Genomic DNA, 23,149 nt, shown 5'->3' with positions numbered 1-23,149 from the left:
ACTAGCTAAGTTACTGATTGTGACGTTAGCAAAGTAGATTTAGCTATTTAAGCCAGCATTTAACGATGAACATCAAGGTGGCGTGGATTGTGAGATACCCAAAATACTCACGTTGTGGCATAATAGCCCCACAAAATCTAGAGGATTAATTCAATGTCTATCGAAACAACGTTATTACAACGCAGTGGTTCTAAATGTGAAATGTGCACAGCAGAATCTAACCTATCAGCTTATGAGCTACCTGAATCACCAGAAAAAAGCTCTGACTGTGCAGTAATGCTTTGTGGTACTTGCCTTGATCAAATTAGCAACCCAGAAACGCTTGATGAAAATCATTGGCGTTGCCTAAACGACAGCATGTGGAGCCAAGTACCAGCAGTACAAGTACTTGCATACCGTATGCTAAACCGTTTAGATGCAGACTGGTCACGTGACCTTCTTGATATGATGTATCTAGAAGAAGACGTAAAAGCATGGGCTGAAAAAGGCGTGCTAATCGCAGCAATGACCGATACTCCAGCACGTGACTCTAACGGTACTATCTTACAAGCTGGCGACAACGTAAACATCATCAAGGATTTACCTGTGAAAGGTTCAAGCTTAGTGATCAAACGTGGTACAGCGGTACGTAATATCGGTTTAACAGATAATCCATTACACATTCAAGGCCGTGCCAACGGTACTGCAATGGTAATTATTTCTGCATACTGCAAAAAAATGTAATTTGCTTAGTCAGTCTCGTTCTTAAGCACATGTTAAGGACGCGACGACTAATCAGATCAAAAAAGGCCGGTTACCCATTCTGATAAAGAAACGGTAATCGGCCTTTTTTATGCGCGGTGTTAAATACCACACAGCATTAACTTAACGATTAATTAAGCAACGATCGCATTGTGGTAAATCTCTTGTACGTCATCACTGTCGTTTAGTGCTGCAAGAAAACGTTCGAACATTTCTGCGTCATCACCAACAACTTCAGTTTCAATTTGCGGTAGGAATGTGATGTCTTCTGCATCAAATTCAATAGCCGGAAATGCTTCTGACAATGCAACTTTAGTTTTGAAGAATTCAGTATGTGGAACATAAACAGTAATCGTACCGTCTTCATTCTCTACATCAGCAACATCAACTTCAGCTTCCATCAATGCTTCTAATACTGCATCTTCGTCATCAAATTTGAATTCAAATACTGCTTGATGATCAAACATGTGCGATACAGAACCTTGCGCACCCAATTTCGCGCCATTCTTAACGAATGCTTGACGAACATCAGTGAAAGTACGTTTACCGTTATCCGTTAGACACTCAACGATAACCATGCTGTTACCAGGGCCAAAGCCTTCATAACTTGCACGTACATAATCTTCACCGCCAGCGCCAGCTGCTTTTTCGATAGCACGGTCAATAACATGAGTAGGTACTTGATCTTTTTTCGCTTTTTCAATGATGCGGCGAAGGCTTAAGTTGTGGTCAGGGTCACCACCACCCGTTTTTGCGCATACATAGATCTCTTTACCATATTTAGAGTAGATCTTAGTTTTCATGCCAGCTGTTTTAGCCATCGATAATTTACGGTTTTGGAATGCTCTGCCCATCTTAATTCACTCTCATTTTAAATTTGAAATAAATACTGGTCGATTTTAACAGGATTAGCACCATTTTTTCCACAAAAGCGTAAATATCTTATCTGTTATCAACAAAAATTAACCAAACTGGCCTATGAACTTTACCTATTATAGGCAGTCTGACTATTTGTCATTGTTATCAGTTAATAATATGTTCTACTATGTTAACTAGATTTACTTAGTTTTCATCCATAGGTCGCCACTTGTATTTAAAAAGAATGTATCTCAAAAAAATATTGCGTGTAACCAGTACCGCATTATTTGTCGGCGCATTGGGTTTAATAAGCTCAGTGCAAGCGACTAATAAGCTTCCGGAAATCGGTACAGCTGGCGTTACCGCTTTATCTATCGAGCAAGAACGCCAATACGGCGCGGCTTTTATCAAAGTAGCACGTGGGTCTTTTCCAATGGTCAGCGATCCAGTGTTACAAGAGTACATTGCCGAGTTGGGTGCTAAACTGATCAGCCAAACCGATTCAGTGCGTTTCCCGTTTAATTTTTTTCTGATCAAAGATGATGAAATCAATGCAGCGGCTTTTCTGGGTGGTTATGTCAAAGTCCACACAGGGTTATTTTTGTATGCTGATAACGAATCTGAATTTGCATCGGTTATTGCTCATGAGATCTCACATATTACTCAGCGCCACCTTGCGCGTAGTTTAGAAGCACAAGCAGGCAATAGCCAATTGACCGTGGCAGGTTTAATTGGCGCAGTCTTATTAGGTATCGCTAATCCAGTTGCTGGTATTGCGATGTTACAGACCACCGTGGCCATTAACGCTCAATCAGCGATTAACTATACCCGTGCCAATGAATTTGAAGCAGACCGTATTGGTATTCAGGTCATGGCGAATGCAGGTTATGATCCTGCTGCTATGTCGACATTCTTTGGTAAATTATCCGCGCAATATCGTTTTAGTTCAACGCCACCACAAATGTTGATCACTCACCCATTACCAACGACCCGTATTACCGAAGCACGCGATAGAGCTGCGCTGTACCCAAATAGCTACTATCCACCTAGCCTCGATTATCAATTAGCAAAAGCCCGTATTCAAGTCCGTTATGGCGTCTTAAAACCTAAACAAGCACTACAATTCTTTCAAGATCAGCTTAAAACCAAAACATTCAAATTAAAAGATGCCGCACGCTACGGCCAAGCCTTGGCATTAGTACAATTAAACAAAAATGCAGAAGCAAAGAAAATTGTTGTCGAATTAGCGAAAACCCAGCCAAACAATCTGTTTTATCTTGATACCCTTACCGATATCGACTTAGCACTCAAAAACAATGACGAAGCCATCGCTCGATTACAAAAGGCCAATAATAGATATTCCAATAACCCCGTGACCACCATCAATTTAACAGTGGCATTGCAGCAAGCAATGCAGTATGAACCGGCAAAAAAACTCATTCGAGATTATTTACGTCATAATGAGACGGATATAATTGCGTTAAGTATTTATATTGATTTACTGAGTCAAACCGATGATAGCGTCAAAATGTATGTACAACGCGCCAATCTCGCACAGCTCAGAGCTAATTATCCAAAAGCCCTTAACGCGCTGCAATCTGCACGAACAATGGCAACAAGCTCGGCCGATATCGCTCGTATTGATGCGCACATGGAACAAATTGAGTTAGAAAAGCAAGAGATGCAAGCATTGCAAAACTAGCCAAAGGGCTGGAAACAAGGCAAAATGCAGACTCTATAGCTCCCCATTTGTTTTAAGATCTGTTTTAAGACTTGTTTTAAGGAATAGACCAAGCATGACTAATATAACTATTTATCACAATCCGCGTTGCTCTAAAAGCCGTCAAACGCTTGCTCTACTAGAAGCGCAAGGGGTAACACCAAACATAATAAAATACCTCGAGACACCACCATCGGTAGCACAATTACAAGAGATCCTAACTCTATTAGCAATCGCACCACGTCAATTAATGCGTATTAAAGAAGCTGAATACAAAGCCCTTGGGTTAGATAATGAAAGCTTGTCTACGGATGAATTGATTGCCGCAATGATCACAACACCTAAATTAATCGAGCGCCCAATAGTGCTAGCAAACGGTAAAGCTGCAATTGGTCGTCCTCCAGAAAATGTTTTAGCAATACTCTAACTATGAGCAAATAATGCAAACGATTCAAAGTTCATCTGACACTCAAAAAAGAATTTCACAGTACCGTGCCTTAGGGTTATTCGGTTATTTCGGCCTCATCATTCTAATGTTTGTATGGCAACTGTGGTTAATACCAGAAACAGTACAAGATCATACGCAGTCGAAAGCACTCGCTGAACTGACCGCAATGGCAGACGTTAATCCTGAGCTATTACCACAAGTCGAAGCTGAAAAACAAAAATGGCTAGAGCGCCAAGCTGCGCACGAGTCAAACCCATTAGCCAAAGCCTTCATTTGGATCTTGCCGTTATTATTTCCCTTCTATGGATTGATCAAAGGCAAACCTTATACGGCAGCTTGGAGTAACTTTGTGGTGATGATTTATTACATGCATTCATTAACCATCATGTATACAGATCCTGATGAGCGTTATCTTGCGGTCCTAGAGTTTGCCTTAGCCAACTGTATGCTGTTTGGTAATGGTATTTATGCGCGGATGCAAGGCAAAGAATTAGGCCTAGGTCTTGATAAATTAAAAGTCGTAATGGCTGAAGAAAAAGAGCGTGAAGAAGCACACCGAGATAAAGATAACGGTTAAGAAAATACGCTGGGCAACAACATAAATGTTGTCATTATTAGCGTAAATAAAAAGGGCATAGTATCGACGATACTATGCCCTTTTTTGATTGTATTGTATTGAATTAGATTCGATTTATAGAGAAAGTGTTTCTTTTACAAATGGGATCGTGAGTCGACGTTGTGCACTAATTGACGCATTGTCTAAACGATCTAAGGTTGAAATAAGGGTTTGCATATCGCGTGATGAGCGGTTTAACAGAAAACGACCGACATCAACAGGTAGCTTTAATCCTCTAAACTCAGCTCGGAGTTGCAGAGCGGCCAACTTACCATCATCATCAAGTAACTGTAATTGGTAACTCACGCCCCAATCTAATCGCGATAGCAGATCTGGTAATTCAATCCCTAAATGTCGCGCAGCGCTATTACCGGTGACAATCAGAGAGCCTGGATTTTCTTGATCATGATTATCGAGCCAGCGATTATAAAAGTTGAATAACGCCACTTCCCACTCGCGGATCCCGGCGATCAATTCAATATTATCAATACAGACAATATCCAGATGCTCCATGCCATCGAGTACTGATGGAGACATCATCGCCGCCATTTCCATCGGTAAATAAGCCGCGGATCGCTGAGCGTCAGTACACTCAGTGCAGGTAGCATGAAGTAAATGAGAGGTGCCCGAACTTCGGTTACCAAATAGATAAATAAATGGATCACCGTCGCCTACAGCAGCATTTTTTAACGCTGTGAGTAACTGGACATTAGCACCGGGATAAAAACTCGCGAAAGTTTCACCATCGGGCAATTGGACTGGTAAAGAAAGTTGTGCTGGAGTGTTCAATATCACCCTTTCATACAATCATAAGATTAGTGTGGCCATTGTAGCACCTCAATGGCCGATAGAGAACGACTAGTAAAAAAACACAATGTAAAATTGCTTAATTTATCGCGTTCCACTGAAAATTAACGTCATCAAACACATTTTTACTACTTTTGATCCGTTGATCTAACGACAGTTCCATCAATAGATCTTGCTGCGTACCAAGTAATACCAATTTTAATTGCATACTTGATCCTGATACAGCTTCAAGATCAACTTGCGCGACCGCGGATAATTCAGAAAACATTTCAATCAACTTGGCATAATCAGCAATACTAGTAACAGCATCGACATTTAAATACACCACTTCATTGTTACCGGATGCTTTTACGCTATAACGTTCAGCTAAGTGATTAGCTAAGCTATCTGTCAGCGCAGTACCTATGTTAGCTAGCTCGCCTTGACCTTGGCCAGTTAACCAAACCTCGAATGCTTGATTGCTATTACGACGGCCATACATGCTCCACGTTAATTTATAATCATCATTCTGCTTAATGATCTTAGCAATAATATAATTATCTGCAGCATAGCGGGCTGAAGCAAGTTCGACTGGATCTGTAAACTGTCCCCACAAATCGCTACTGCTGACTTGCAATTGATCATCAAGATCCATCACCGGGAATAAAACCGGGATCGCGCGTTTATTGGCTTGCGCTTTAATCGCATCAATAAATTCAGCATAATCAGTATCAGTCTCGCCTCTAACGCTGCGGTTAAAATCTTCATCAACCACTAGCCAGACAATTTGCTGTGGACGATTCTGACTCCACACGCCAAATTCACTGCCACGCAATAAACGATCTACTTTTTTGGCATTAAAGCTAGTTTGTAAATAGCGTTCGCCATCAACATGTTCTTCTGCTTGCTTGACTAAATACTCACGGGCATTGAGCAATGCTTTTTTGATTACCGGATCCGCCGCTATTGTGGCATTACCAGAAACTTTAACCAGTACTTCGGCAAAAGCCACTTTTTGTAAATCACGGTTAGACTTATTATCAACCGCTATAACTGATGCTGAATAAAGTTGCTCAACCTCAACCGCCTGCGTGGTTAAGGGAAGAAGAGATAACAGTGATAATAAAACAGGAAATAAACGCTTCATACGATCCTTTTTAACAGTAACGTGATGACTCAAATTGATGATTTCGATAATAACATAGCCAGCATAATTAATAGACCTCAAATAATAACCAAACCAGTGGCTATGTCCAAACATATTCTATCGCATTAGCTAATTAGCGAGATAAGGAAACAGTGACCATACTAAAGTATCAAGGAGTTAGATTAAAATGAAGGGATGATATCTATGGATAATAAACAAAATGAGAATGATCGATACTTTAATATCAATATTGAAGAGATCTATGTGCTAAATGTGCTGTTGCTGTGGGGCGGATATTTAGTGGGGAATCAAGTTGATTAAAAGACAAAAGCAAATAAAAAAGCAGACATCAAGGTAACTGATGTCTGCATTACTCAATTCAATAAATTAAGTATCTTATTACTGTACTTATTTAGTACCGAAGATCTTATCGCCAGCGTCACCAAGACCTGGAACGATATAACCTTTCTCATCTAAACGTTCGTCAATAGATGCAGTGTAAAGCTCGATATTTGGATGTGCTTCTTCTAACGCTTTTAGACCTTCAGGTGCAGCAACAAGTACAAGGACTTTAATGTGCTTACAACCTTTAGCTACTAACAGGTCTAATGTTGCGATCATAGAACCGCCTGTTGCTAACATCGGATCAACAACAATCGCTAAACGTTCATCAATGCTGTGAACGATTTTTTCGAAATAAGGAATCGCTTCTAGCGTTTCTTCATCACGGTAAATACCAACAACACTTACACGTGCACTTGGCATATGTTCTAACACACCATCCATCATGCCTAAACCAGCACGCAGAATTGGCACAACTGTTACTTTTTTACCTTTGATTTGATCAACGGTAACATCGCCATTCCAACCTTCAATAGTCTTCTGTTCTAATTCTAAATCAGCCGTTGCTTCATAAGTAAGTAGGCTACCCACTTCTGTTGCAAGTTCACGAAAACGTTTAGTGCTGATATCAGCAGCGCGCATTAAACCCAATTTATGACGTACTAAAGGATGTTTAACTTCAACAACTTTCATGGAATCTCCTAATAAAATCAAAGTAACTACGATATAAAAACGCGCAATATTACCAATAATGGCACTATAATGATAGCTTATTCCAAGGAAAAGCCTGAGTTAAGAATAAAATCTATTAGCAGGTCAAACAAGCTATAATATTGTTTCTATTCTGTGAGTAAAGTTGTTAACATGGCGGCGATTTTTTAATCCAATTGATACGATTAGTTTGTGAGGGATCCAGTGAGCAACCAAAATACTTCTCTAAGTTATAAAGATGCAGGCGTTGATATCGACGCAGGTAATGCATTAGTAGAACGCATTAAAGGTGTAGCGAAAAAAACTAAACGCCCAGAAGTTATGGGTGGTCTAGGTGGCTTCGGCGCTCTTTGCCAATTACCTACTGGTTATAAAGAACCAGTGTTGGTCGCAGGAACAGACGGTGTAGGAACGAAACTACGCCTCGCTATCGATTTAGCTAAATATGATACGGTAGGTATCGATTTAGTTGCTATGTGTGTGAATGACCTTATTGTACAAGGTGCTGAACCACTATTCTTCTTAGATTACTATGCAACAGGCAAGCTAGATGTAGATGTAGCTACAGCTGTTGTTACCGGTATCGGCGAAGGTTGTTTACTATCTGGTTGTGCATTAACAGGTGGTGAAACCGCTGAAATGCCAGGTATGTACGACGGAAAAGATTTTGACATTGCTGGCTTCTGTGTTGGCATTGTAGACAAAGAAAACATCATCGACGGTACTAAAGTTGCTGCGGGTGACAAACTGATTGCTTTAGGATCGAGTGGCCCTCACTCAAACGGCTATTCTTTAGTCCGTAAGATCCTTGAAGTATCAAAAGAAGATCCAAGCCAAGCGTTCGGTGATTCAACGTTAGGCGATACTCTGCTAACGCCAACTAACATCTATGTTAAATCTGTGCTAGCTGTGTTGAAAGAGTGTGAAGTTCACGCTTTATCACACATTACTGGTGGTGGTTTCTGGGAAAATATCCCACGTGTACTACCAGCACTAACTAAAGCTGTCGTAGATGAAAGTAGCTGGCAGTGGCCTGAAATTTTCAACTGGTTACAAGAGAAAGGTAACGTTGAACGTACAGAGATGTATCGTACGTTTAACTGTGGTGTTGGTATGGTTATTGCGCTACCAGCATCTCAAGTTGAAAAAGCACTGGAAATATTCACTGAACACGGCGAAAATGCGTGGCTAATCGGTGAAATTGCAGACGCTGCAGAAAATGAAGAACAAGTAGAGATAAAATAATGTCTAAACAAGCATCTATCGTAGTATTAGTTTCTGGTAATGGCAGTAATTTACAAACCATTCTAGACCAGTGCGAACAAGGTTCTATTAACGGTAAAGTAACCGCTGTTTTTAGTAACAAAAGTACAGCTTATGGCTTAGAGCGAGCACAACAAGCAGGTATCGACGCAATATCACTGGCTCAAGGTGATTTTGCTGACCGTACCGCGTTTGATGCGGAGCTAATGACACAAATAGATCAATACCAACCCGATCTTATTGTGTTAGCAGGCTATATGCGTATTTTGAGTGATAGCTTTGTCCAGCATTATGCTGGCAAGATGCTGAATATACATCCTTCTCTATTGCCTAAATATCCAGGTTTAGATACACATCAACGTGCAATTGATAATAGCGATGAAGAACACGGTGCTTCAGTGCACTTTGTTACGCCAGAGTTAGATGCCGGTCCAGTTATCTTGCAAGCAAAAGTACCTGTATTTACTGACGATGATGTAGAGGAATTAAGTTCACGAGTGCATACTCAAGAACATATGATCTACCCGATGGTTATACAATGGTTCTGCGCTGAACGTTTAGCGATGATCGACGGTAAAGCCGTACTTGATGGTAAAGCATTAGCACAAAGCGGTTACGCTACGGACTAAGCAAATTCATTAAGCCTAGATAATAAAAAGCCTTTATCGCATAACTGCATAAAGGCTTTTTTTATAGGCTTTAATTATTAACTATGTGTTAATAATTAAATATTCGTCAACAGAATAGTACCACGACAAAATACACAAAATTCACCTGGCTGCATTTTGTGCCAAACTTCATTATCCGTCAGCGGCTGAGTGGCAATAATAGCAACCACATCTGAATCTGATGTTTCAGTCTCAAAGTTAATCTCAATGTTTTCATCAATCAACTGCGCATGGCCAAACGGCGCTTCGCGAATAATATGATGCAAATTATTGGTACAGTAGGCAAATACAAAATCGCCATCGGTTAACAATAAATTAAACACACCTAATGCTCTAAGCTGATCGCATAAGCTAGCAATAAAACGGAATACAGCTTTCATATCAGCAGGTTTACTCGGGAATTTTTTAGCTACTTCCTGCAAAATCCAACAAAATGCTAATTCACTATCCGTTTCACCAATCGGTGTATAAAACCCCGTCGCTAAACCTTGATAATCAGTTAACTGACCATTATGGGCATAGGTCCAGTTTTTACCCCAAAATTCGCGGGTAAAAGGATGGGTATTTTCTAATGCAACACCACCACGATTAGCTTGACGAATATGCGAAATAACCGCTTGGCTTTTAATCGGATAGTTTTTCACTAATTGCGCGACTTTTGATTCGCAACTTGGCTTAGGATCACGAAAAGTCCGGCACCCCTTGCCTTCATAAAAAGTAATTCCCCAACCATCAGAATGTGGTCCAGTCTTACCCCCACGCTGCATCAGCCCAGAAAAACTAAAACAAATGTCGGTAGGTACATTTGCACTCATACCTAATAATTCACACATATACTGATAACTTCACTTTTATGGCTTACAACATTAACCCAAAGGCTAAACTCATTTCATCTCTTTATTCTACTTATTGCTAAGCAACTGTCTATGGTAAATGACACGATATTACGTAATTTTGTGCAATAACATATAGCCAAAAGGCCTAGATTAATCAGCATAACCCATCATTTTTTCGACTAACTGAATCAGTAAATGAATCACTTTAATGTGGATCTCTTGAATACGGTCAGCATAACCAAAATGTGGCACTCGAATTTCAATATCAGCGATCCCAGCCATTTTGCCGCCATCTTTACCGGTTAATGCAATCGTTTTCATGCCTTTGGCTTTTGCTGCCGCAAACGCATTTAATACATTTTGTGAATTACCACTGGTGCTTAAACCAAGTAATACATCCCCTTGCTGGCCAATACCTTCAACATAACGTGAAAACACATATTCATAACCAAAGTCATTACTCACGCAAGACATATGACTCACGTCAGAAATAGCAATACCAGGCATTGCAGGACGATTTTCACGATAGCGACCAGATAGTTCTTCAGCAAAATGCATCGCATCGCAATGCGAGCCACCATTACCGCAAGATAATACTTTACCACCCGCTTTAAATGAATCAGCTAATAACGCGGCAGCAGCTTCGATGTTTTCAGCGTTTTTTGAATCGGCTAAAAAGTCATTTAAAACTTGTGCAGCTTCGGCTAATTCTTGCTGAATTAAGCCTTGATAATTTGTCATTTGTTATCGCCTCTATGCCTAAAATGTATGGGTATAATAGTACTATTATTTCACAAAATAATGTAGCTGTATCACCCATATAAATAAAAGGTTAAGCATAACCAAAAATAAGCTTAAGGCATTAAAAAATGCTTAGTTAACAGCCACTAAATACCCATTAGTGAGTAAATTAGAGTGCTATTTCTTGGCCGAACTGACCTAAAATAAAAGTAAATAGGCAATTAAATTAGCAATTCAATAACGCTATTATCGGTGAACACTTGTAAACCCAATAGGTTAAAAACAAGCGTTTAACTACAGGTTCTATAAATACTATGTAAATTAGATGTAAAAAACTTGCTAATTTAATAATTATCAACTAGAACTAATACTCAAACCAGCGTTCTGGTCTGACCTCTGACTTTGCTATTTAGTTGCTTAATGAAAGGAGAAAATCATGGCAACCACAATCTCACTATTAGCCTTAGTGGCAATATTTGGTACATTATCTTACCAAAGAGCATCATTAGCTGCCTTTACTGGTGCATTTTTTATTGCACTTGCAGCCGTTTCATATTTCGGTGATGTGCCATTAGCTATTTGGATCATAACCGCTGTCATTGCGATACCGTTAAATATTACGAGTATTCGTCAAGGCTATCTAACAACGCCAATCTTAAAAGGTTTCCGTAAAATAATGCCGGAAATGTCTCAAACAGAGACTGAAGCATTAGAAGCCGGTACCACTTGGTGGGATGCTGATTTATTCAGCGGTAAGCCAAATTGGGAAAAACTACACAAGGTACCTGCGCCAGCTTTAAGTGCTGAAGAACGTGCTTTTCTAGACGGTCCAGTTGAAGAAGCATGTCGTATGGCTGATGAATTTGATATCACTCATAAACGCGCAGACTTACCTCCTGAGTTGTGGGAATTCCTTAAAACTAAGGGTTTCTTCGCTATGATCATCAAGAAAAAATACGGTGGTCTAGAATTTTCAGCATTAGCACAATCAATGGTACTGCAAAAATTAACTGGCTCAAGCGCTGTTATGGCGAGCACAGTTGGTGTACCTAATTCATTAGGACCTGGTGAATTACTACAACACTATGGTACTAAAGAGCAACAAGATTACTACCTTCCTCGTTTAGCTATTGGTGATGAAATTCCATGTTTCGCACTAACAAGCCCTGAAGCTGGTTCTGATGCAGGTGGTATTCCTGATTTCGGTATCGTCTGTAAAGGTGAATTTGAAGGTAAAGAAGTTCTGGGTATGAAACTGACTTGGAACAAGCGTTATATTACTTTAGCACCAGTTGCGACAGTACTTGGTCTCGCAATTAAACTGCGTGATCCAGATGGTCTATTGGGTGATAAAGAAGACATCGGTATTACTTGTGCGCTTATCCCGACGGATATCCCAGGTGTAGAAACCGGTCGTCGTCACTTCCCGCTTAACTTACCGTTCCAAAATGGTCCAACTATAGGTAACGAAGTATTTGTACCATTAGATTATATCATTGGTGGTCCTGCGATGGCAGGTAAAGGCTGGAGCATGCTCGTTGAATGCCTGTCTGTTGGTCGTGGTATTACCCTGCCTTCTTGTTCTGCAGGTGCCGTTAAGTTAGCCGCGCTAGGCATGGGTTCTTATGCTGCTATTCGTCGTCAATTTAAACTTGCGATTGGTAAAATGGAAGGTATCGAAGAGCCGCTCGCACGTATTGGTGGTAATGCTTACCTGATGGGCGCAGCATCAACACTAACAACAAGTGCGATTGATTTAGGTGAAAAACCGTCAGTAATTACTGCGATTGTAAAAATGCATTTAACTGACCGTGCACAAAAATGCGCAATCGATGCGATGGACATCTCAGGTGGTAAAGGTATTTGTCTTGGTCCAAACAACATGGCAGGTCGTAGCTATCAAGCGGCGCCAGTTGCAATTACGGTAGAAGGTGCAAACATTCTTACGCGTAACCTGATCATTTATGGTCAAGGTGCAATCCGTTGTCATCCGTTCGTATTACCAGAATTGACTGCTGCAGCACTTAGCGACCATAAGAAAGGTCTACAAGACTTCGATGCCGCATTATTTGGTCATGTTGGTTTTGCAATGTCTAACTTCTTCCGTTCATTTGTAATGGGTATTACAAATGGTAAAGGTTCTGCTGCACCATTTAAAGATGAGACGGCACAGTACTATCAACAAATGAACCGTTTAAGTGCTAACTTAGCATTCCTATCTGATGTTTCGATGGGTGTACTTGGTGGTGATCTTAAACGTAAAGAACGTGTTTCTGCTCGTTTAGGTGATATCTTAAGTCAACTATATCTATCGTCTGCAACGCTAAAACGTTTTGAAGATGAAGGTCGTCAAAAAGATGACTTACCATTTGTGCATTGGGCACTACAAGACTCGCTATATCAAGCTGAGCACGCAATTGATGAGTTACTACGTAACTTCCCTGTTCGTGCTGTTGGTATCGCACTACGTGCAATGGTATTGCCTGCAGGTAAACGTCTATCACGTCCAACTGACAAGTTAGACCATGTTGTTGCCGCTTTGCTACAAGTTCCTTCGGAAGCGCGTAGCCGTCTAGCAACAGATATGTACCTTACTGAAGAAGAAGGTAACCCTGTCGGTCTACAAGAGAAAGCCTTGCGAGACATCATTGTTGCTGACCCTATCTTCATCCGTGTTTGTAAAGAGAATGGTGTTAAACAAGCATTTATCTACCTGGATAAGTTTGCTGATATCGCACTTGCTAACAAGCAAATCACGGCTGATGAAGCTGAGTTACTGAAAGTTGCTGAGGAAGGTCGTCTACGTACGATTAACGTTGATGACTTTGATCCAATTGACCTTGCTGCCGATAAGACATTAGTTAATCAACTAAATGCTGACTGGCGTGCACGTGCAAATGGCACAGCTAAACCAGCAAAGAAAAACAAAGCAAAAACTGAAGCTGTTGCTTAACGGTTTATTGCATAACAGCTAGCGATTAGTCGCTAGCTACAAAAATGCCACTGTTATCATAGATGACAGTGGCATTTTTTTATTCGACACTTTTATAACTATAGAAATAGAAACGGTAATAATTTAAGTCGTCTATTTGAAATAATATAGTTGAGTGCCTGGTTTAAGCGTCTTACTTAAGCATCCAGTAACGTTTTAGCTAAAGTACGGATACCGTGGCCTTTCGCGCCGACAGCCCATAAATCATTAGCTGCTTTTTGATAACAACCCGCTAAATCTAAATGTAACCAACCCTTGCCATCTTCGCGTACAAAGCGTGATAAGAATGCCGCTGCAGTAGATGCCCCTGCACGACCTTCACCCGCATGGATGTTCGCCATATCAGCAAAGCTTGATGGTAATTGTTGTTGATGCCATTTTTCTAAAGGCAGTTGCCACGCAAATTCGTTTTCGGCTTTGGCATTTGCTAATACTGAATTAACAAAGTCCTGATCAAAACCAAACAGTGCATTATAATCACGACCAAGCGCCATCTTAGCTGCACCCGTCAGTGTCGCTGCGTCAATCAAACGTTGTGGCGCGTTCTCTTCCGCTGCAAGTAAACCATCGGCTAAAACCAAGCGGCCTTCAGCATCGGTATTAAGCACTTCTACAGTGATATCATTTTTGTAGGTAATGATATCGCCAAGTTTAAAGGCATTACTGCTGATCATGTTTTCTGCGCAGCATAAGAATAACTGTACGCGCTGGTTTAACCCTTGGCTGATTGCTAATGCTAATGCGCCAGTCAATGTCGCAGCGCCGCCCATATCACTCTTCATTACAGCCATACCATCAGAAGGTTTAATGCTGTAACCGCCCGAGTCAAAGGTAATACCCTTGCCCACGAGTGCTGTCGCGACTGGCGCATCGGCATCACCACTTGGATTGAAGTCCAGTTGTAACATCGCTGGCGGATGCTGACTGCCACGACCGACAGTATGAATACCGGTAAAACCATGGGTTAATAATTCTTCACCAGCAATTATTTTATAGCTGATCGACTCTGGCGCAAGTTGTAATAACAGGTCTACCGCACTTTGCGCTAGCTTAACAGGATACATTTCTTCAGCATCAGTATTAATGGTTTTACGTACCCAATGGCTGGCTTTTTGAAAATCGGTGAACGCTTTCTTTTCAGTACTAGTCGCGGAGTCTAAACCGAAGCAGGCTTGTTGTGTTTCTTTGGCGGTGTAATAACCTTGGTCAAAGGCAATACGTAATTCCGTATTCCATAACGCGCCTTGCAAGATTACTTTAGCGATACCTTGATTCGATAACTTACGTGCAGCACGCTGCACTTGTAATGCACTGTCTGCACCAAGATCAACCAAATGGATTGATGCAACACCGGCATTAAAACTCACTAATGCATTCTTGCCCCAGAAGCTGTCAGCGGGAGTTAACGTTAACTCAACGCTCATGAAATCCTTCATTTAATATCCTTTATTTAGACGTGTTTGCAGTATTTTATGGAACATACCACTTACTTTAGATTTCATATTAACAAGTTAAAGCACAAAAAAAAGCCCATAATCAGCATAATGCTAACGATGGGCTTATTCAGTATTAGTTATTAACAATTAATATTCATCAATCCAAGCAAGCATGACGGCTTCAAGTACGCGTTCACCGCAATGATTTGGATCATCGGTAAAATCGTCTAGTTCTATAATCATCTTGCGTAAATCGGTGAACCTGACTTGCTCTGGATCTTGCTCCGGATATTGTTCGAAAAGTTCGATTGCAATATCTCTACTATCCGACCATGCTAATGCCATAAGACCTCTCTAAAAGTAACATTCAGTTATTACTAACATATTGTTACTTTCAGTTTAGTTGTCTTAGGCTATTTATGCGCGGCCTTTAAGTGCAAAATCATACAGCAAACCAATCGCTGATTAATGGCTTTCAGAAACCATATTCAGCGTATACTTAGGGATCTCAACAACAAGATCTTTGTCCGCTACAGCTGCTTGGCAACCTAAACGAGAATCTGGTTCAAGACCCCATGCTTTATCTAACATGTCATCTTCAAGTTCATCACTTTCTTCTAATGAATCAAAGCCTTCACGTACGATCACATGACAAGTAGTACATGCACATGATTTCTCACAAGCATGTTCAATGATGATTTTATTGCGAAGTGCAATATCAAGGATCGTTTCACCTTTCTCAACCTCTACAGAGAGACCTTCTGGGCATAGTTCTTCATGAGGTAAAAATATAACTTTTGGCATTTCTTAGACCTTATCTACCGACTGACCCTGCAACGCTTTACGGATTGATGCATCCATACGACGAGCAGCAAAATCTTGTGTTAATTTATCGACTGTTTTAATTTCTTTTTCAATCGCATCTCTATCGTCACCTTGACGGATCTTATAAAGAATTTGGATCGCGTTTTCAATGGCTGTTTGCTCTGCATCTGACAACAAGGTTTTACCGTCTTGCTGTAAGGCTACAATGAGGCTTTCCATTACACGATCGGCTTCTAGCTGTTGTTCTGCTAGCATACGCGCAGTCACATCTTCTTGCGCATACGTCATTGAATCTTTAAGCATGTTTGCTACTTCATCATCACCTAAACCATACGATGGTTTAACTTGGATAGAAGCAGAGACGCCCGATGATTTTTCCATCGCAGAGACACTTAATAAACCATCAGCGTCAACTTGGAACGTCACACGAATGTGCGCAGCACCAGCCGCCATTGGTGGAATACCAGTTAACGAGAAACGTGCTAATGAACGGCAATCACTCACCAGTTCACGTTCGCCTTGCAACACATGGATTGTCATCGCCGTTTGACCATCTTTAAAAGTGGTAAACTCTTGCGCACGTGCCACAGGTATAGTGGTATTACGTGGGATCACTTTTTCAACGAGGTTACCCATCGTTTCAAGACCCAATGACAAGGGTGTGACATCTAATAATAACAGTTCTGAATCTGGTTTGTTACCGACTAATACGTCAGCTTGAATAGCAGCGCCAATCGCAACAACCTTATCTGGGTTAATGCTTGTTAGCGGCTGCTGAGCAAAGAATTCACCGACTTTTTCACGCACTAACGGTACTCTTGTAGAGCCGCCAACCATGACGACTTCAAGTACTTCGTCTTTACTGATATCGGCATCTTTTAACGAACGACGACAAGCCAATAAAGTACGCTTAACTAATGGCTGAATAAGCTCATCAAACGTTGCTCGGCTTAATGAACCCTGCCAATTAACAGTCTCTAATGCCAGCGTGATATCAACAGTGTCACTATCAGTCAGTGCTTGTTTTGCTTGTTTTGCTTGAATTAATAACAGGCGTTGCATTGCTAATGATTGCTCACCTACAAGACCAGCTTCAGTAGTGATCCAATCTACAACAAGGTGATCAAAATCATCACCACCCAGTGCAGAATCACCGCCTGTTGCAAGTACTTCGAATACGCCTTTATTGAGACGTAATACAGAGATATCGAAAGTACCGCCACCCAGATCATAAACAGCAATAACGCCTTCTTGACCCGCATCTAAACCATAGGCAATCGCAGCTGCCGTAGGTTCGTTTAATAAACGTAATACATTTAAACCCGCTATATTTGCGGCGTCTTTAGTACCTTGACGTTGTGCATCATCAAAGTAAGCAGGAACAGTAATAACCACACCGTTAAGTTCACCAGCCAAAGACTCGGTTGCACGCGCTGCTAATGCTTTTAGTATTTCTGCAGAAACTTGTACTGGATTCAGTTCACCCGCGACCGTCTTAATTAACGGTTGGCCAGATGCTGATTCAACAAGTACATTGGGAATACGCGCAGTATCAATGTCTGAAAATGATTTACCCATCAAACGCTTTACTGAAGAAATGGTATTCTCAGGATCGGTTACTGCTTGTTGCGCAGCATCTTCACCAACCACAATTGAATCAGCAGTATAACGAACCACTGACGGTAGAATATCTCGTCCAGTATTATCCACTAATGTTTTAGCGCTGCCACTACGGACACTCGCCACTAATGAATTAGTCGTACCCAAATCGATACCGACTGCAAGTTTATGCTCATGAGGTGCTGCCGATTGACCCGGTTCAGCAATTTGAAGTAATGCCATGTTTTAGGTTCTTAAATTTAAATTATTTGATTAGTAATCAAGTAAACTATCTTCAAGTGTACTTAATTGTGTCTGCAGTTTATAAACAAACTTTAATTTGCGCACTACATTCGCCGCGTCATGATAATGCTCAATACTGACCAATTGACTAAATTCTTGCAGGTACTGTTTGATGGATAAGCTTAACTCATCATCGAAGTCTGCAATTTCTTGTTCAGGATCTGCAGCATGCGGAATATCTTCAAGACGCTCGTGCTGTTCCATTTGTTGCATCAGGAACATTGGGTCTTGTAGGGTTTGTTGCTCGCCACGAATATCTTCATGACAAACGGCAAGGATATATTCTGCACGTTGGATTGGTGACTTAAGCGTTGAATAAGCATCATTGACTTGAGATGATTTTTGCACGGCTAATAAACGTTCTCGTTCACTACCGTTAGCAAACTTATCGGGGTGTAGTGTGCGTTGTAGTTCTCGATATGTTGTTGCTAAACTGGCACTATCTAGTTCAAAATTAACGGGTAAACCAAACAGCTCAAAATGGTTCATCTGACGACCTTTCATGGATAGATTAAATAAACAAAACCCAAATAACGAGGTTATTTGGGCATATCAATATTACACGCTAAAGCTTTCACCGCAGCCGCATTCGCCTTTCATGTTGGGATTGTTAAATTCAAACCCTTCATTCAGCCCTTCTTTAACGAAATCTAATTCGATTCCATCAAGATAAACGTAGCTTTTTTTATCGATGATAACGGTGACACCTTTCTCAACAAAAACTTCATCGCTTTCATCAATAGTGTCAACAAACTCAAGGATATAAGCAAGGCCAGAGCAACCAGATGTTTTAACACCTAGACGTAGGCCGGCACCTGCACCACGTTTTTCAAGGTAATTAGCTACGCGAGCAGCAGCAGAGTCAGATAAGGTAACAGCCATGTTTAGCTCCTAAGACTCTTTTTTCTTTTTGTAATCATCAATTGCAGCTTTAATTGCATCTTCAGCAAGAATTGAACAGTGAATTTTCACTGGTGGTAATTCTAGCTCTTCTGCAATTGTAGTATTGGTGATTTCGCCAGCTTGCTCAATAGTCTTGCCTTTTACCCATTCGGTAACAAGTGAGCTTGATGCGATTGCTGAACCACAACCGTAAGTTTTGAATTTAGCATCTTCAATAATGCCGTCTTCATTAATCTTAAGTTGTAACTTCATTACGTCACCACAAGCTGGTGCGCCAACCATACCAGTTGCAATAGATGGATCATTTTTATCAAATGAACCTACGTTACGTGGGTTTTCATAATGGTCGATTACTTTTTCGCTATAAGCCATGATATAACTCCTTCAAACTGAATATAAATGTGCGTGAAACAAAGGGTAACGATTAGTACTTCTTAGTGGTGATCCCACTCGATAGTGCTTAAATCGATACCATCTTTAAACATTTCCCACAAAGGAGACATGTCACGTAATTTACTGATGTTTTCTTTAATGATGCTGGTTGCGTAATCCACTTCTTCTATCGTCGTAAAACGACCGAATGAGAAACGAATTGAGCTGTGCGCCATTTCATCGTTTAGGCCTAATGCACGTAGTACATAAGACGGTTCTAAACTTGCAGATGTACAAGCTGAACCAGAAGAAACCGCAAGGTCTTTTAGTGCCATCATCAATGACTCACCTTCAACAAAGTTGAAGCTTACGTTCAAGTTACTAACTAGACGTTGTTCTGCGTGACCATTTAGATATACTTCTTCGATATCTGCAATGCCAGCCCAGAAACGTTTACGCAATGCTTCTGCATGATCTGTATCTTGTTGCATTTCTTCTTTAGCGATACGGAATGCTTCACCCATACCCACTATTTGGTGAGTTGCAAGTGTACCACTACGCATGCCACGTTCATGACCGCCACCGTGCATCTGCGCTTCTAAGCGGATACGCGGTTTACGTTGCACGTATAATGCACCAATACCTTTAGGGCCATAAATTTTATGTGCCGATACTGATAACATATCAACTTTCAATTCAGAGAAATCGATTGGTAGTTTGCCCGCACTTTGCGCAGCATCTACATGGAATAAAACTTTCTTAGAACGACAAAGTTCACCCAATGCAGCGATATCATTAATCGCACCGATTTCGTTGTTCACGTGCATGATACTTACAACAGTTGTATCTTCACGGATTGCAGCTTCAAGAATTTCAACGGTAATTAGACCTTCAGAAGTCGGGTCTAAATACGTTACTTCGAAACCTTCACGCTCAAGTTGACGACAAGTATCAAGCACAGCTTTATGCTCAATTTTACTTGTAATAATGTGCTTGCCTTTCTTGTGATAAAAATGCGCAGCACCTTTAATCGCAAGATTATTTGATTCAGTTGCACCCGACGTAATAACAACTTCACGTGGGTCTGCATTTACTAAATCAGCAATTTGATTACGAGCAATGTCTACTGCTTCTTCTGCCTGCCAACCGAAACGGTGTGAACGAGACGCAGGGTTACCAAAGATGCCGTCCATAGTTAGACACTGCATCATTTTTTCTGCTACACGTGGGTCTACAGGCGTAGTGGCAGAATAATCCAAATAAATAGGTTTTTTCATCTAGTCATTGCTCCATACAACACGGTTAAACTGCTAACGGTGTTTATATCTTATAATTATAATTATAATTCGATTGTGTTTTTTAAACCATTTTTAAACCAATGTTAAATAATATTGATATCAATCTTATTTAACATTTTACGGTCATTATCTTGTTCGTTGACGATCTGCTTTATCTCATTGTTTGTCATCAGATCGGCAAGCGATATATTATCAAGAAAATCACTAATTCGCTCACTTAAATCATCCCAAAGAGAGTGAGTCAAACAGCGTTTCCCGTCATTGCAGCCACCAGATGAATCACACTTGGTCGCTTTTACATTTTCATCAACTGCATCAATGATCATGCCAACAGAAATAAGCCCAGGTAACATGCCTAATTTATAGCCGCCACCAGGTCCTCTCGCACTTGCTACCAGTTTCTTTCGACGTAATCGAGAGAATAACTGTTCCAAATACGACAATGAAATACTTTGTCGTTCGGATATCTCTGCTAGTGGTACAGGTTTAAGTTCTGCATGCAATGCAAGATCAATCATAGCTGTAACGGCGTAACGCCCTTTCGATGTCAATCGCATAGCAACCTCTAAACTGTTATTTAGGGTTATGATTACATACCCGACTAAAATGGTCAAGTATATACCTGACTAATTTACTCGGGTATTATAACGACGCGACTAAAAGTCCAATGACAAGATCAGACTATTTTTTTAAATTACGCTGAATAGACACGAGTGCGCCACGTAAGATATTGAGTTCAACGGCTTCAGGGCGCGCACGGGTAAATAATCGACGTAAGCGATTCATCACTACACCTGGGTGTGCTTTGTTAATAAAGCCGCTATCCCAAAGTGTTTCTTCAAGGTGAGTATGGAACATTTCCAGTTCAGCTTGCTTTGGATACGGATTATCTTGTTCTGGATACACGTTAGTCGCAAGGTAAGCCATACGGGTTTCGTATGTCAAAATCTGCACTGCCATCGCTAAGTTTAATGAGCTGTATTCAGGATTAGCAGAAACACACACATGATAAGTACATTTTTGTAACTCTTCATTGGTCAAACCGATACGCTCACGACCAAATACTAGGGCTACTGGATAATTAGGCACTTCTTCAATGAGTTTTAAACCGGCTTCACGTGAATCTAGCATTGGCCATTGCAGCGTACGTGATCGCGCACTCGTACCGATCACTAAACCACAGTTTTCTACCGCTTCTTCTAAGGTATCGACGATAGTTGCATTTTTTAATACGTCTGCAGCACCGGCAGCTAGTGCCACTGACTTTTCATCAATTTCACATAACGGCGCAACTAACACCAACTGTGTTAAACCCATGGTTTTCATTGCGCGCGCAGCTGAACCAATATTACCTGGATGAGATGTACCGACTAATACAACTTTTACGTTTGCTAACATAATTAATACCTAAAAAGATGCATAACAGTCAAACACGCTATTTAAACAGGTCGTTTAAAGCAAGGATTAGACTATTATTGGAATTGTTAATTTACTGGTCGCGAATTCTATCACAATTAACCTATAGCGGATGCAATAAGCCGTGGTGAAAACGTAAAAATATACTAAGAATAAAAACACGGTATAAAAAGTTATGAAATTTACTTTGGATTTTTTCGTTAAGTTGGGTATACTCCGCGCCCTAAATCCCGTTCTTTCAAAAATTTGGTGGTAATAGTATGCATCCGATGCTAACAATAGCGATCCGTGCTGCGCGTGACGCAGGCAGTGTAATCGTAAAAGCTTATGGTGATCCAAGCAAGACTAAAGTAGAGCAAAAAGGCACAAACGATTTTGTGACTAACGTAGAAAAAGAAGCTGAAGCAGCTATTATCGCTACGATTAAAAGAGCCTACCCAGAGCATACTATCATCGCAAAAGAAAGCGGTGCTACTACTGGTGCAGACACAGATTACCAGTGGATCATTGACCCACTAAACGGTAATGCTAACTTTATTAAAGGTATTCCACACTTCGCTATCTCTATCGCTTTACACGTTAAAGGTAAAGCTGAAGTTGCAGTTATCTTTGATGCTATCGGTGATGAAATATTCTCAGCTTGTCGTGGTAAAGGCGCTCAATTAAACGGTTTCCGTTTACGTGCTGGTACTGCTAAAGAATTAGCTGGTACTATTTTAGCAACTAGCTTCCCACACAGCATGAAGCACCAGCAAGAAACTTACATGAACATCTTCGGTGCATTATTCTCTGAATGTGCTGATGTACGTGCAGCGGGTTGTCCTGCTCTAAACCTTGCTTACCTAGCCGCTGGTCGTATCGACGGTTTATGGAGCATGGGTCAAAAGCCTTGGGAAACTGCAGCAGGTAACTTAATCGCTACTGAATCAGGCGCTATCGTAACTGATTTCGCTGGCGGCCATGACTTCTTCAAGTCTGGTAACTCAGTTGCAGCAGCACCACGTGTACTTAAAGATATGCTTGCTAAGATCCGTCCTAACCTGACTGAATCTTTAACTAAATAATTGTCGCGTTCATACGTTAGATTATTTACTTAATAGCTAAGTAAAAAAGGCCCCGTACTGATAT

The 23,149-nt window shown here is 40.8% G+C and carries 25 protein-coding genes; 9 read left to right on the top strand and 16 right to left on the bottom strand.

Features of this window, described 5'->3' with window-relative positions; genetic code table 11:
• Window positions 1-153 precede the first annotated feature (153 nt).
• A complete protein-coding gene (locus tag A923_RS0112250; protein WP_017221965.1) occupies window positions 154-723 on the top strand; it encodes a PhnA domain-containing protein in 570 nt (189 codons plus the stop codon).
• 152 nt (window positions 724-875) lie between these two features.
• Here A923_RS0112250 and A923_RS0112245 read toward each other — a convergent pair whose 3' ends face one another.
• Entirely contained in the window at window positions 876-1,595 is a 720-nt protein-coding gene (locus tag A923_RS0112245) for a YebC/PmpR family DNA-binding transcriptional regulator (protein WP_017221964.1), read from the bottom strand.
• A 233-nt stretch (window positions 1,596-1,828) separates the two neighbouring features.
• Here A923_RS0112245 and bepA point away from each other — a divergent pair, with 233 nt between their 5' ends.
• The 3 genes from bepA to A923_RS0112230 all read left to right on the top strand — a co-directional run bounded on the left by bepA (window position 1,829) and on the right by A923_RS0112230 (window position 4,344).
• The gene (gene bepA / locus A923_RS0112240) at window positions 1,829-3,301 is read left to right on the top strand and encodes a beta-barrel assembly-enhancing protease (RefSeq protein ID WP_237716213.1); all 1,473 of its coding nucleotides are present in this window, start codon (window positions 1,829-1,831) and stop codon (window positions 3,299-3,301) included.
• A 94-nt stretch (window positions 3,302-3,395) separates the two neighbouring features.
• Entirely contained in the window at window positions 3,396-3,746 is a 351-nt protein-coding gene (gene arsC, locus A923_RS0112235) for an arsenate reductase (glutaredoxin) (protein ID WP_017221962.1), read from the top strand.
• Window positions 3,747-3,759: 13 nt separating this feature from the next.
• On the top strand, window positions 3,760-4,344 hold the full coding sequence (locus tag A923_RS0112230; protein ID WP_017221961.1) for a DUF2069 domain-containing protein: 585 nt from the start codon (window positions 3,760-3,762) through the stop codon (window positions 4,342-4,344).
• Window positions 4,345-4,458: 114 nt separating this feature from the next.
• Here A923_RS0112230 and hda read toward each other — a convergent pair whose 3' ends face one another.
• Together hda and A923_RS0112220 are read right to left on the bottom strand one after the other, a co-directional pair.
• Window positions 4,459-5,172, bottom strand: coding sequence for a DnaA inactivator Hda (gene hda, locus A923_RS0112225; protein ID WP_017221960.1), 714 nt, complete (start codon window positions 5,170-5,172; stop codon window positions 4,459-4,461).
• 97 nt (window positions 5,173-5,269) lie between these two features.
• Window positions 5,270-6,316 carry a DUF2066 domain-containing protein gene (locus tag A923_RS0112220; protein ID WP_017221959.1) on the bottom strand — a complete coding sequence of 349 codons (1,047 nt, stop codon included), beginning with the start codon at window positions 6,314-6,316 and terminating at the stop codon, window positions 5,270-5,272.
• A 204-nt stretch (window positions 6,317-6,520) separates the two neighbouring features.
• Here A923_RS0112220 and A923_RS0112215 point away from each other — a divergent pair, with 204 nt between their 5' ends.
• The gene (locus A923_RS0112215; protein ID WP_017221958.1) at window positions 6,521-6,637 is read left to right on the top strand and encodes a hypothetical protein; all 117 of its coding nucleotides are present in this window, start codon (window positions 6,521-6,523) and stop codon (window positions 6,635-6,637) included.
• Between the two features lie 87 nt (window positions 6,638-6,724).
• Here the strand turns inward: A923_RS0112215 and upp are convergent, their stop codons facing one another.
• Window positions 6,725-7,351, bottom strand: a complete 627-nt coding sequence (gene upp / locus A923_RS0112210) for a uracil phosphoribosyltransferase (protein ID WP_017221957.1) — start codon at window positions 7,349-7,351, stop codon at window positions 6,725-6,727.
• Between the two features lie 222 nt (window positions 7,352-7,573).
• Here upp and purM point away from each other — a divergent pair, with 222 nt between their 5' ends.
• Complete coding sequence (gene purM / locus A923_RS0112205; protein WP_017221956.1) at window positions 7,574-8,614, top strand: phosphoribosylformylglycinamidine cyclo-ligase; 1,041 nt, start codon at window positions 7,574-7,576, stop codon at window positions 8,612-8,614.
• Window positions 8,614-9,261: a phosphoribosylglycinamide formyltransferase gene (gene purN / locus A923_RS0112200; protein ID WP_017221955.1), complete on the top strand. Its 648-nt coding sequence runs from the start codon at window positions 8,614-8,616 to the stop codon at window positions 9,259-9,261. The genes purM and purN overlap by 1 nt, the downstream gene beginning before the upstream one ends.
• A gap of 95 nt (window positions 9,262-9,356) precedes the next feature.
• Here the strand turns inward: purN and A923_RS0112195 are convergent, their stop codons facing one another.
• Window positions 9,357-10,133, bottom strand: a complete 777-nt coding sequence (locus tag A923_RS0112195; protein ID WP_017221954.1) for a class II glutamine amidotransferase — start codon at window positions 10,131-10,133, stop codon at window positions 9,357-9,359.
• A 153-nt stretch (window positions 10,134-10,286) separates the two neighbouring features.
• Window positions 10,287-10,877 carry a D-sedoheptulose 7-phosphate isomerase gene (gene lpcA / locus A923_RS0112190; protein WP_017221953.1) on the bottom strand — a complete coding sequence of 197 codons (591 nt, stop codon included), beginning with the start codon at window positions 10,875-10,877 and terminating at the stop codon, window positions 10,287-10,289.
• A 436-nt stretch (window positions 10,878-11,313) separates the two neighbouring features.
• Between lpcA and fadE the strand changes: the two genes are divergently transcribed.
• On the top strand, window positions 11,314-13,830 hold the full coding sequence (gene fadE / locus A923_RS0112185) for an acyl-CoA dehydrogenase FadE (protein ID WP_017221952.1): 2,517 nt from the start codon (window positions 11,314-11,316) through the stop codon (window positions 13,828-13,830).
• Window positions 13,831-14,006: 176 nt separating this feature from the next.
• Here fadE and pepB read toward each other — a convergent pair whose 3' ends face one another.
• The 10 genes from pepB to trmJ all read right to left on the bottom strand — a co-directional run bounded on the left by pepB (window position 14,007) and on the right by trmJ (window position 22,003).
• Window positions 14,007-15,305 carry an aminopeptidase PepB gene (gene pepB / locus A923_RS0112180; RefSeq protein ID WP_017221951.1) on the bottom strand — a complete coding sequence of 433 codons (1,299 nt, stop codon included), beginning with the start codon at window positions 15,303-15,305 and terminating at the stop codon, window positions 14,007-14,009.
• A gap of 147 nt (window positions 15,306-15,452) precedes the next feature.
• Window positions 15,453-15,650, bottom strand: a complete 198-nt coding sequence (gene iscX / locus A923_RS0112175; protein ID WP_017221950.1) for a Fe-S cluster assembly protein IscX — start codon at window positions 15,648-15,650, stop codon at window positions 15,453-15,455.
• 120 nt (window positions 15,651-15,770) lie between these two features.
• Entirely contained in the window at window positions 15,771-16,109 is a 339-nt protein-coding gene (gene fdx, locus A923_RS0112170; protein WP_017221949.1) for an ISC system 2Fe-2S type ferredoxin, read from the bottom strand.
• A gap of 3 nt (window positions 16,110-16,112) precedes the next feature.
• Window positions 16,113-17,972, bottom strand: a complete 1,860-nt coding sequence (gene hscA / locus A923_RS0112165; RefSeq protein WP_017221948.1) for a Fe-S protein assembly chaperone HscA — start codon at window positions 17,970-17,972, stop codon at window positions 16,113-16,115.
• A 30-nt stretch (window positions 17,973-18,002) separates the two neighbouring features.
• Window positions 18,003-18,521 (bottom strand): co-chaperone HscB, encoded by a 519-nt coding sequence (gene hscB, locus A923_RS0112160; protein WP_017221947.1) that lies wholly within the window; start codon window positions 18,519-18,521, stop codon window positions 18,003-18,005.
• A 69-nt stretch (window positions 18,522-18,590) separates the two neighbouring features.
• A complete protein-coding gene (gene iscA, locus A923_RS0112155) occupies window positions 18,591-18,914 on the bottom strand; it encodes an iron-sulfur cluster assembly protein IscA (protein WP_017221946.1) in 324 nt (107 codons plus the stop codon).
• A gap of 9 nt (window positions 18,915-18,923) precedes the next feature.
• Window positions 18,924-19,307 carry a Fe-S cluster assembly scaffold IscU gene (gene iscU, locus A923_RS0112150; RefSeq protein ID WP_017221945.1) on the bottom strand — a complete coding sequence of 128 codons (384 nt, stop codon included), beginning with the start codon at window positions 19,305-19,307 and terminating at the stop codon, window positions 18,924-18,926.
• Window positions 19,308-19,369: 62 nt separating this feature from the next.
• Window positions 19,370-20,584 (bottom strand): IscS subfamily cysteine desulfurase, encoded by a 1,215-nt coding sequence (locus tag A923_RS0112145; RefSeq protein ID WP_017221944.1) that lies wholly within the window; start codon window positions 20,582-20,584, stop codon window positions 19,370-19,372.
• A 104-nt stretch (window positions 20,585-20,688) separates the two neighbouring features.
• Complete coding sequence (locus A923_RS0112140) at window positions 20,689-21,162, bottom strand: Rrf2 family transcriptional regulator (RefSeq protein ID WP_017221943.1); 474 nt, start codon at window positions 21,160-21,162, stop codon at window positions 20,689-20,691.
• A 124-nt stretch (window positions 21,163-21,286) separates the two neighbouring features.
• Window positions 21,287-22,003, bottom strand: a complete 717-nt coding sequence (gene trmJ, locus A923_RS0112135; protein ID WP_017221942.1) for a tRNA (cytosine(32)/uridine(32)-2'-O)-methyltransferase TrmJ — start codon at window positions 22,001-22,003, stop codon at window positions 21,287-21,289.
• Between the two features lie 278 nt (window positions 22,004-22,281).
• On the opposite strand from trmJ, the gene suhB reads away from it, so the two are divergent.
• Window positions 22,282-23,085: an inositol-1-monophosphatase gene (gene suhB / locus A923_RS0112130; RefSeq protein WP_017221941.1), complete on the top strand. Its 804-nt coding sequence runs from the start codon at window positions 22,282-22,284 to the stop codon at window positions 23,083-23,085.
• Window positions 23,086-23,149 lie beyond the last annotated feature (64 nt).

The sequence above is a fragment of the Moritella dasanensis ArB 0140 genome (assembly GCF_000276805.1).
GTDB classification, from domain to species: domain Bacteria; phylum Pseudomonadota; class Gammaproteobacteria; order Enterobacterales; family Moritellaceae; genus Moritella; species Moritella dasanensis.
This window is presented reverse-complemented; position numbering and strand designations above follow the sequence as displayed.

What these genes read in the sequence shown, in the direction of transcription:
- A923_RS0112250 (WP_017221965.1), top strand. Translation starts at nt 154, where the DNA reads ATGTCTATCGAAACAACGTTATTACAACGCAGTGGTTCTAAATGTGAA.
- A923_RS0112245 (WP_017221964.1), bottom strand. Translation starts at nt 1,595, where the DNA reads ATGGGCAGAGCATTCCAAAACCGTAAATTATCGATGGCTAAAACAGCT.
- arsC (WP_017221962.1), top strand. Translation starts at nt 3,396, where the DNA reads ATGACTAATATAACTATTTATCACAATCCGCGTTGCTCTAAAAGCCGT.
- A923_RS0112230 (WP_017221961.1), top strand. Translation starts at nt 3,760, where the DNA reads ATGCAAACGATTCAAAGTTCATCTGACACTCAAAAAAGAATTTCACAG.
- A923_RS0112220 (WP_017221959.1), bottom strand. Translation starts at nt 6,316, where the DNA reads ATGAAGCGTTTATTTCCTGTTTTATTATCACTGTTATCTCTTCTTCCC.
- A923_RS0112215 (WP_017221958.1), top strand. Translation starts at nt 6,521, where the DNA reads ATGGATAATAAACAAAATGAGAATGATCGATACTTTAATATCAATATT.
- upp (WP_017221957.1), bottom strand. Translation starts at nt 7,351, where the DNA reads ATGAAAGTTGTTGAAGTTAAACATCCTTTAGTACGTCATAAATTGGGT.
- purN (WP_017221955.1), top strand. Translation starts at nt 8,614, where the DNA reads ATGTCTAAACAAGCATCTATCGTAGTATTAGTTTCTGGTAATGGCAGT.
- A923_RS0112195 (WP_017221954.1), bottom strand. Translation starts at nt 10,133, where the DNA reads ATGTGTGAATTATTAGGTATGAGTGCAAATGTACCTACCGACATTTGT.
- lpcA (WP_017221953.1), bottom strand. Translation starts at nt 10,877, where the DNA reads ATGACAAATTATCAAGGCTTAATTCAGCAAGAATTAGCCGAAGCTGCA.
- fadE (WP_017221952.1), top strand. Translation starts at nt 11,314, where the DNA reads ATGGCAACCACAATCTCACTATTAGCCTTAGTGGCAATATTTGGTACA.
- pepB (WP_017221951.1), bottom strand. Translation starts at nt 15,305, where the DNA reads ATGAAGGATTTCATGAGCGTTGAGTTAACGTTAACTCCCGCTGACAGC.
- iscX (WP_017221950.1), bottom strand. Translation starts at nt 15,650, where the DNA reads ATGGCATTAGCATGGTCGGATAGTAGAGATATTGCAATCGAACTTTTC.
- fdx (WP_017221949.1), bottom strand. Translation starts at nt 16,109, where the DNA reads ATGCCAAAAGTTATATTTTTACCTCATGAAGAACTATGCCCAGAAGGT.
- hscA (WP_017221948.1), bottom strand. Translation starts at nt 17,972, where the DNA reads ATGGCATTACTTCAAATTGCTGAACCGGGTCAATCGGCAGCACCTCAT.
- hscB (WP_017221947.1), bottom strand. Translation starts at nt 18,521, where the DNA reads ATGAACCATTTTGAGCTGTTTGGTTTACCCGTTAATTTTGAACTAGAT.
- iscA (WP_017221946.1), bottom strand. Translation starts at nt 18,914, where the DNA reads ATGGCTGTTACCTTATCTGACTCTGCTGCTGCTCGCGTAGCTAATTAC.
- iscU (WP_017221945.1), bottom strand. Translation starts at nt 19,307, where the DNA reads ATGGCTTATAGCGAAAAAGTAATCGACCATTATGAAAACCCACGTAAC.
- A923_RS0112145 (WP_017221944.1), bottom strand. Translation starts at nt 20,584, where the DNA reads ATGAAAAAACCTATTTATTTGGATTATTCTGCCACTACGCCTGTAGAC.
- A923_RS0112140 (WP_017221943.1), bottom strand. Translation starts at nt 21,162, where the DNA reads ATGCGATTGACATCGAAAGGGCGTTACGCCGTTACAGCTATGATTGAT.
- trmJ (WP_017221942.1), bottom strand. Translation starts at nt 22,003, where the DNA reads ATGTTAGCAAACGTAAAAGTTGTATTAGTCGGTACATCTCATCCAGGT.
- suhB (WP_017221941.1), top strand. Translation starts at nt 22,282, where the DNA reads ATGCATCCGATGCTAACAATAGCGATCCGTGCTGCGCGTGACGCAGGC.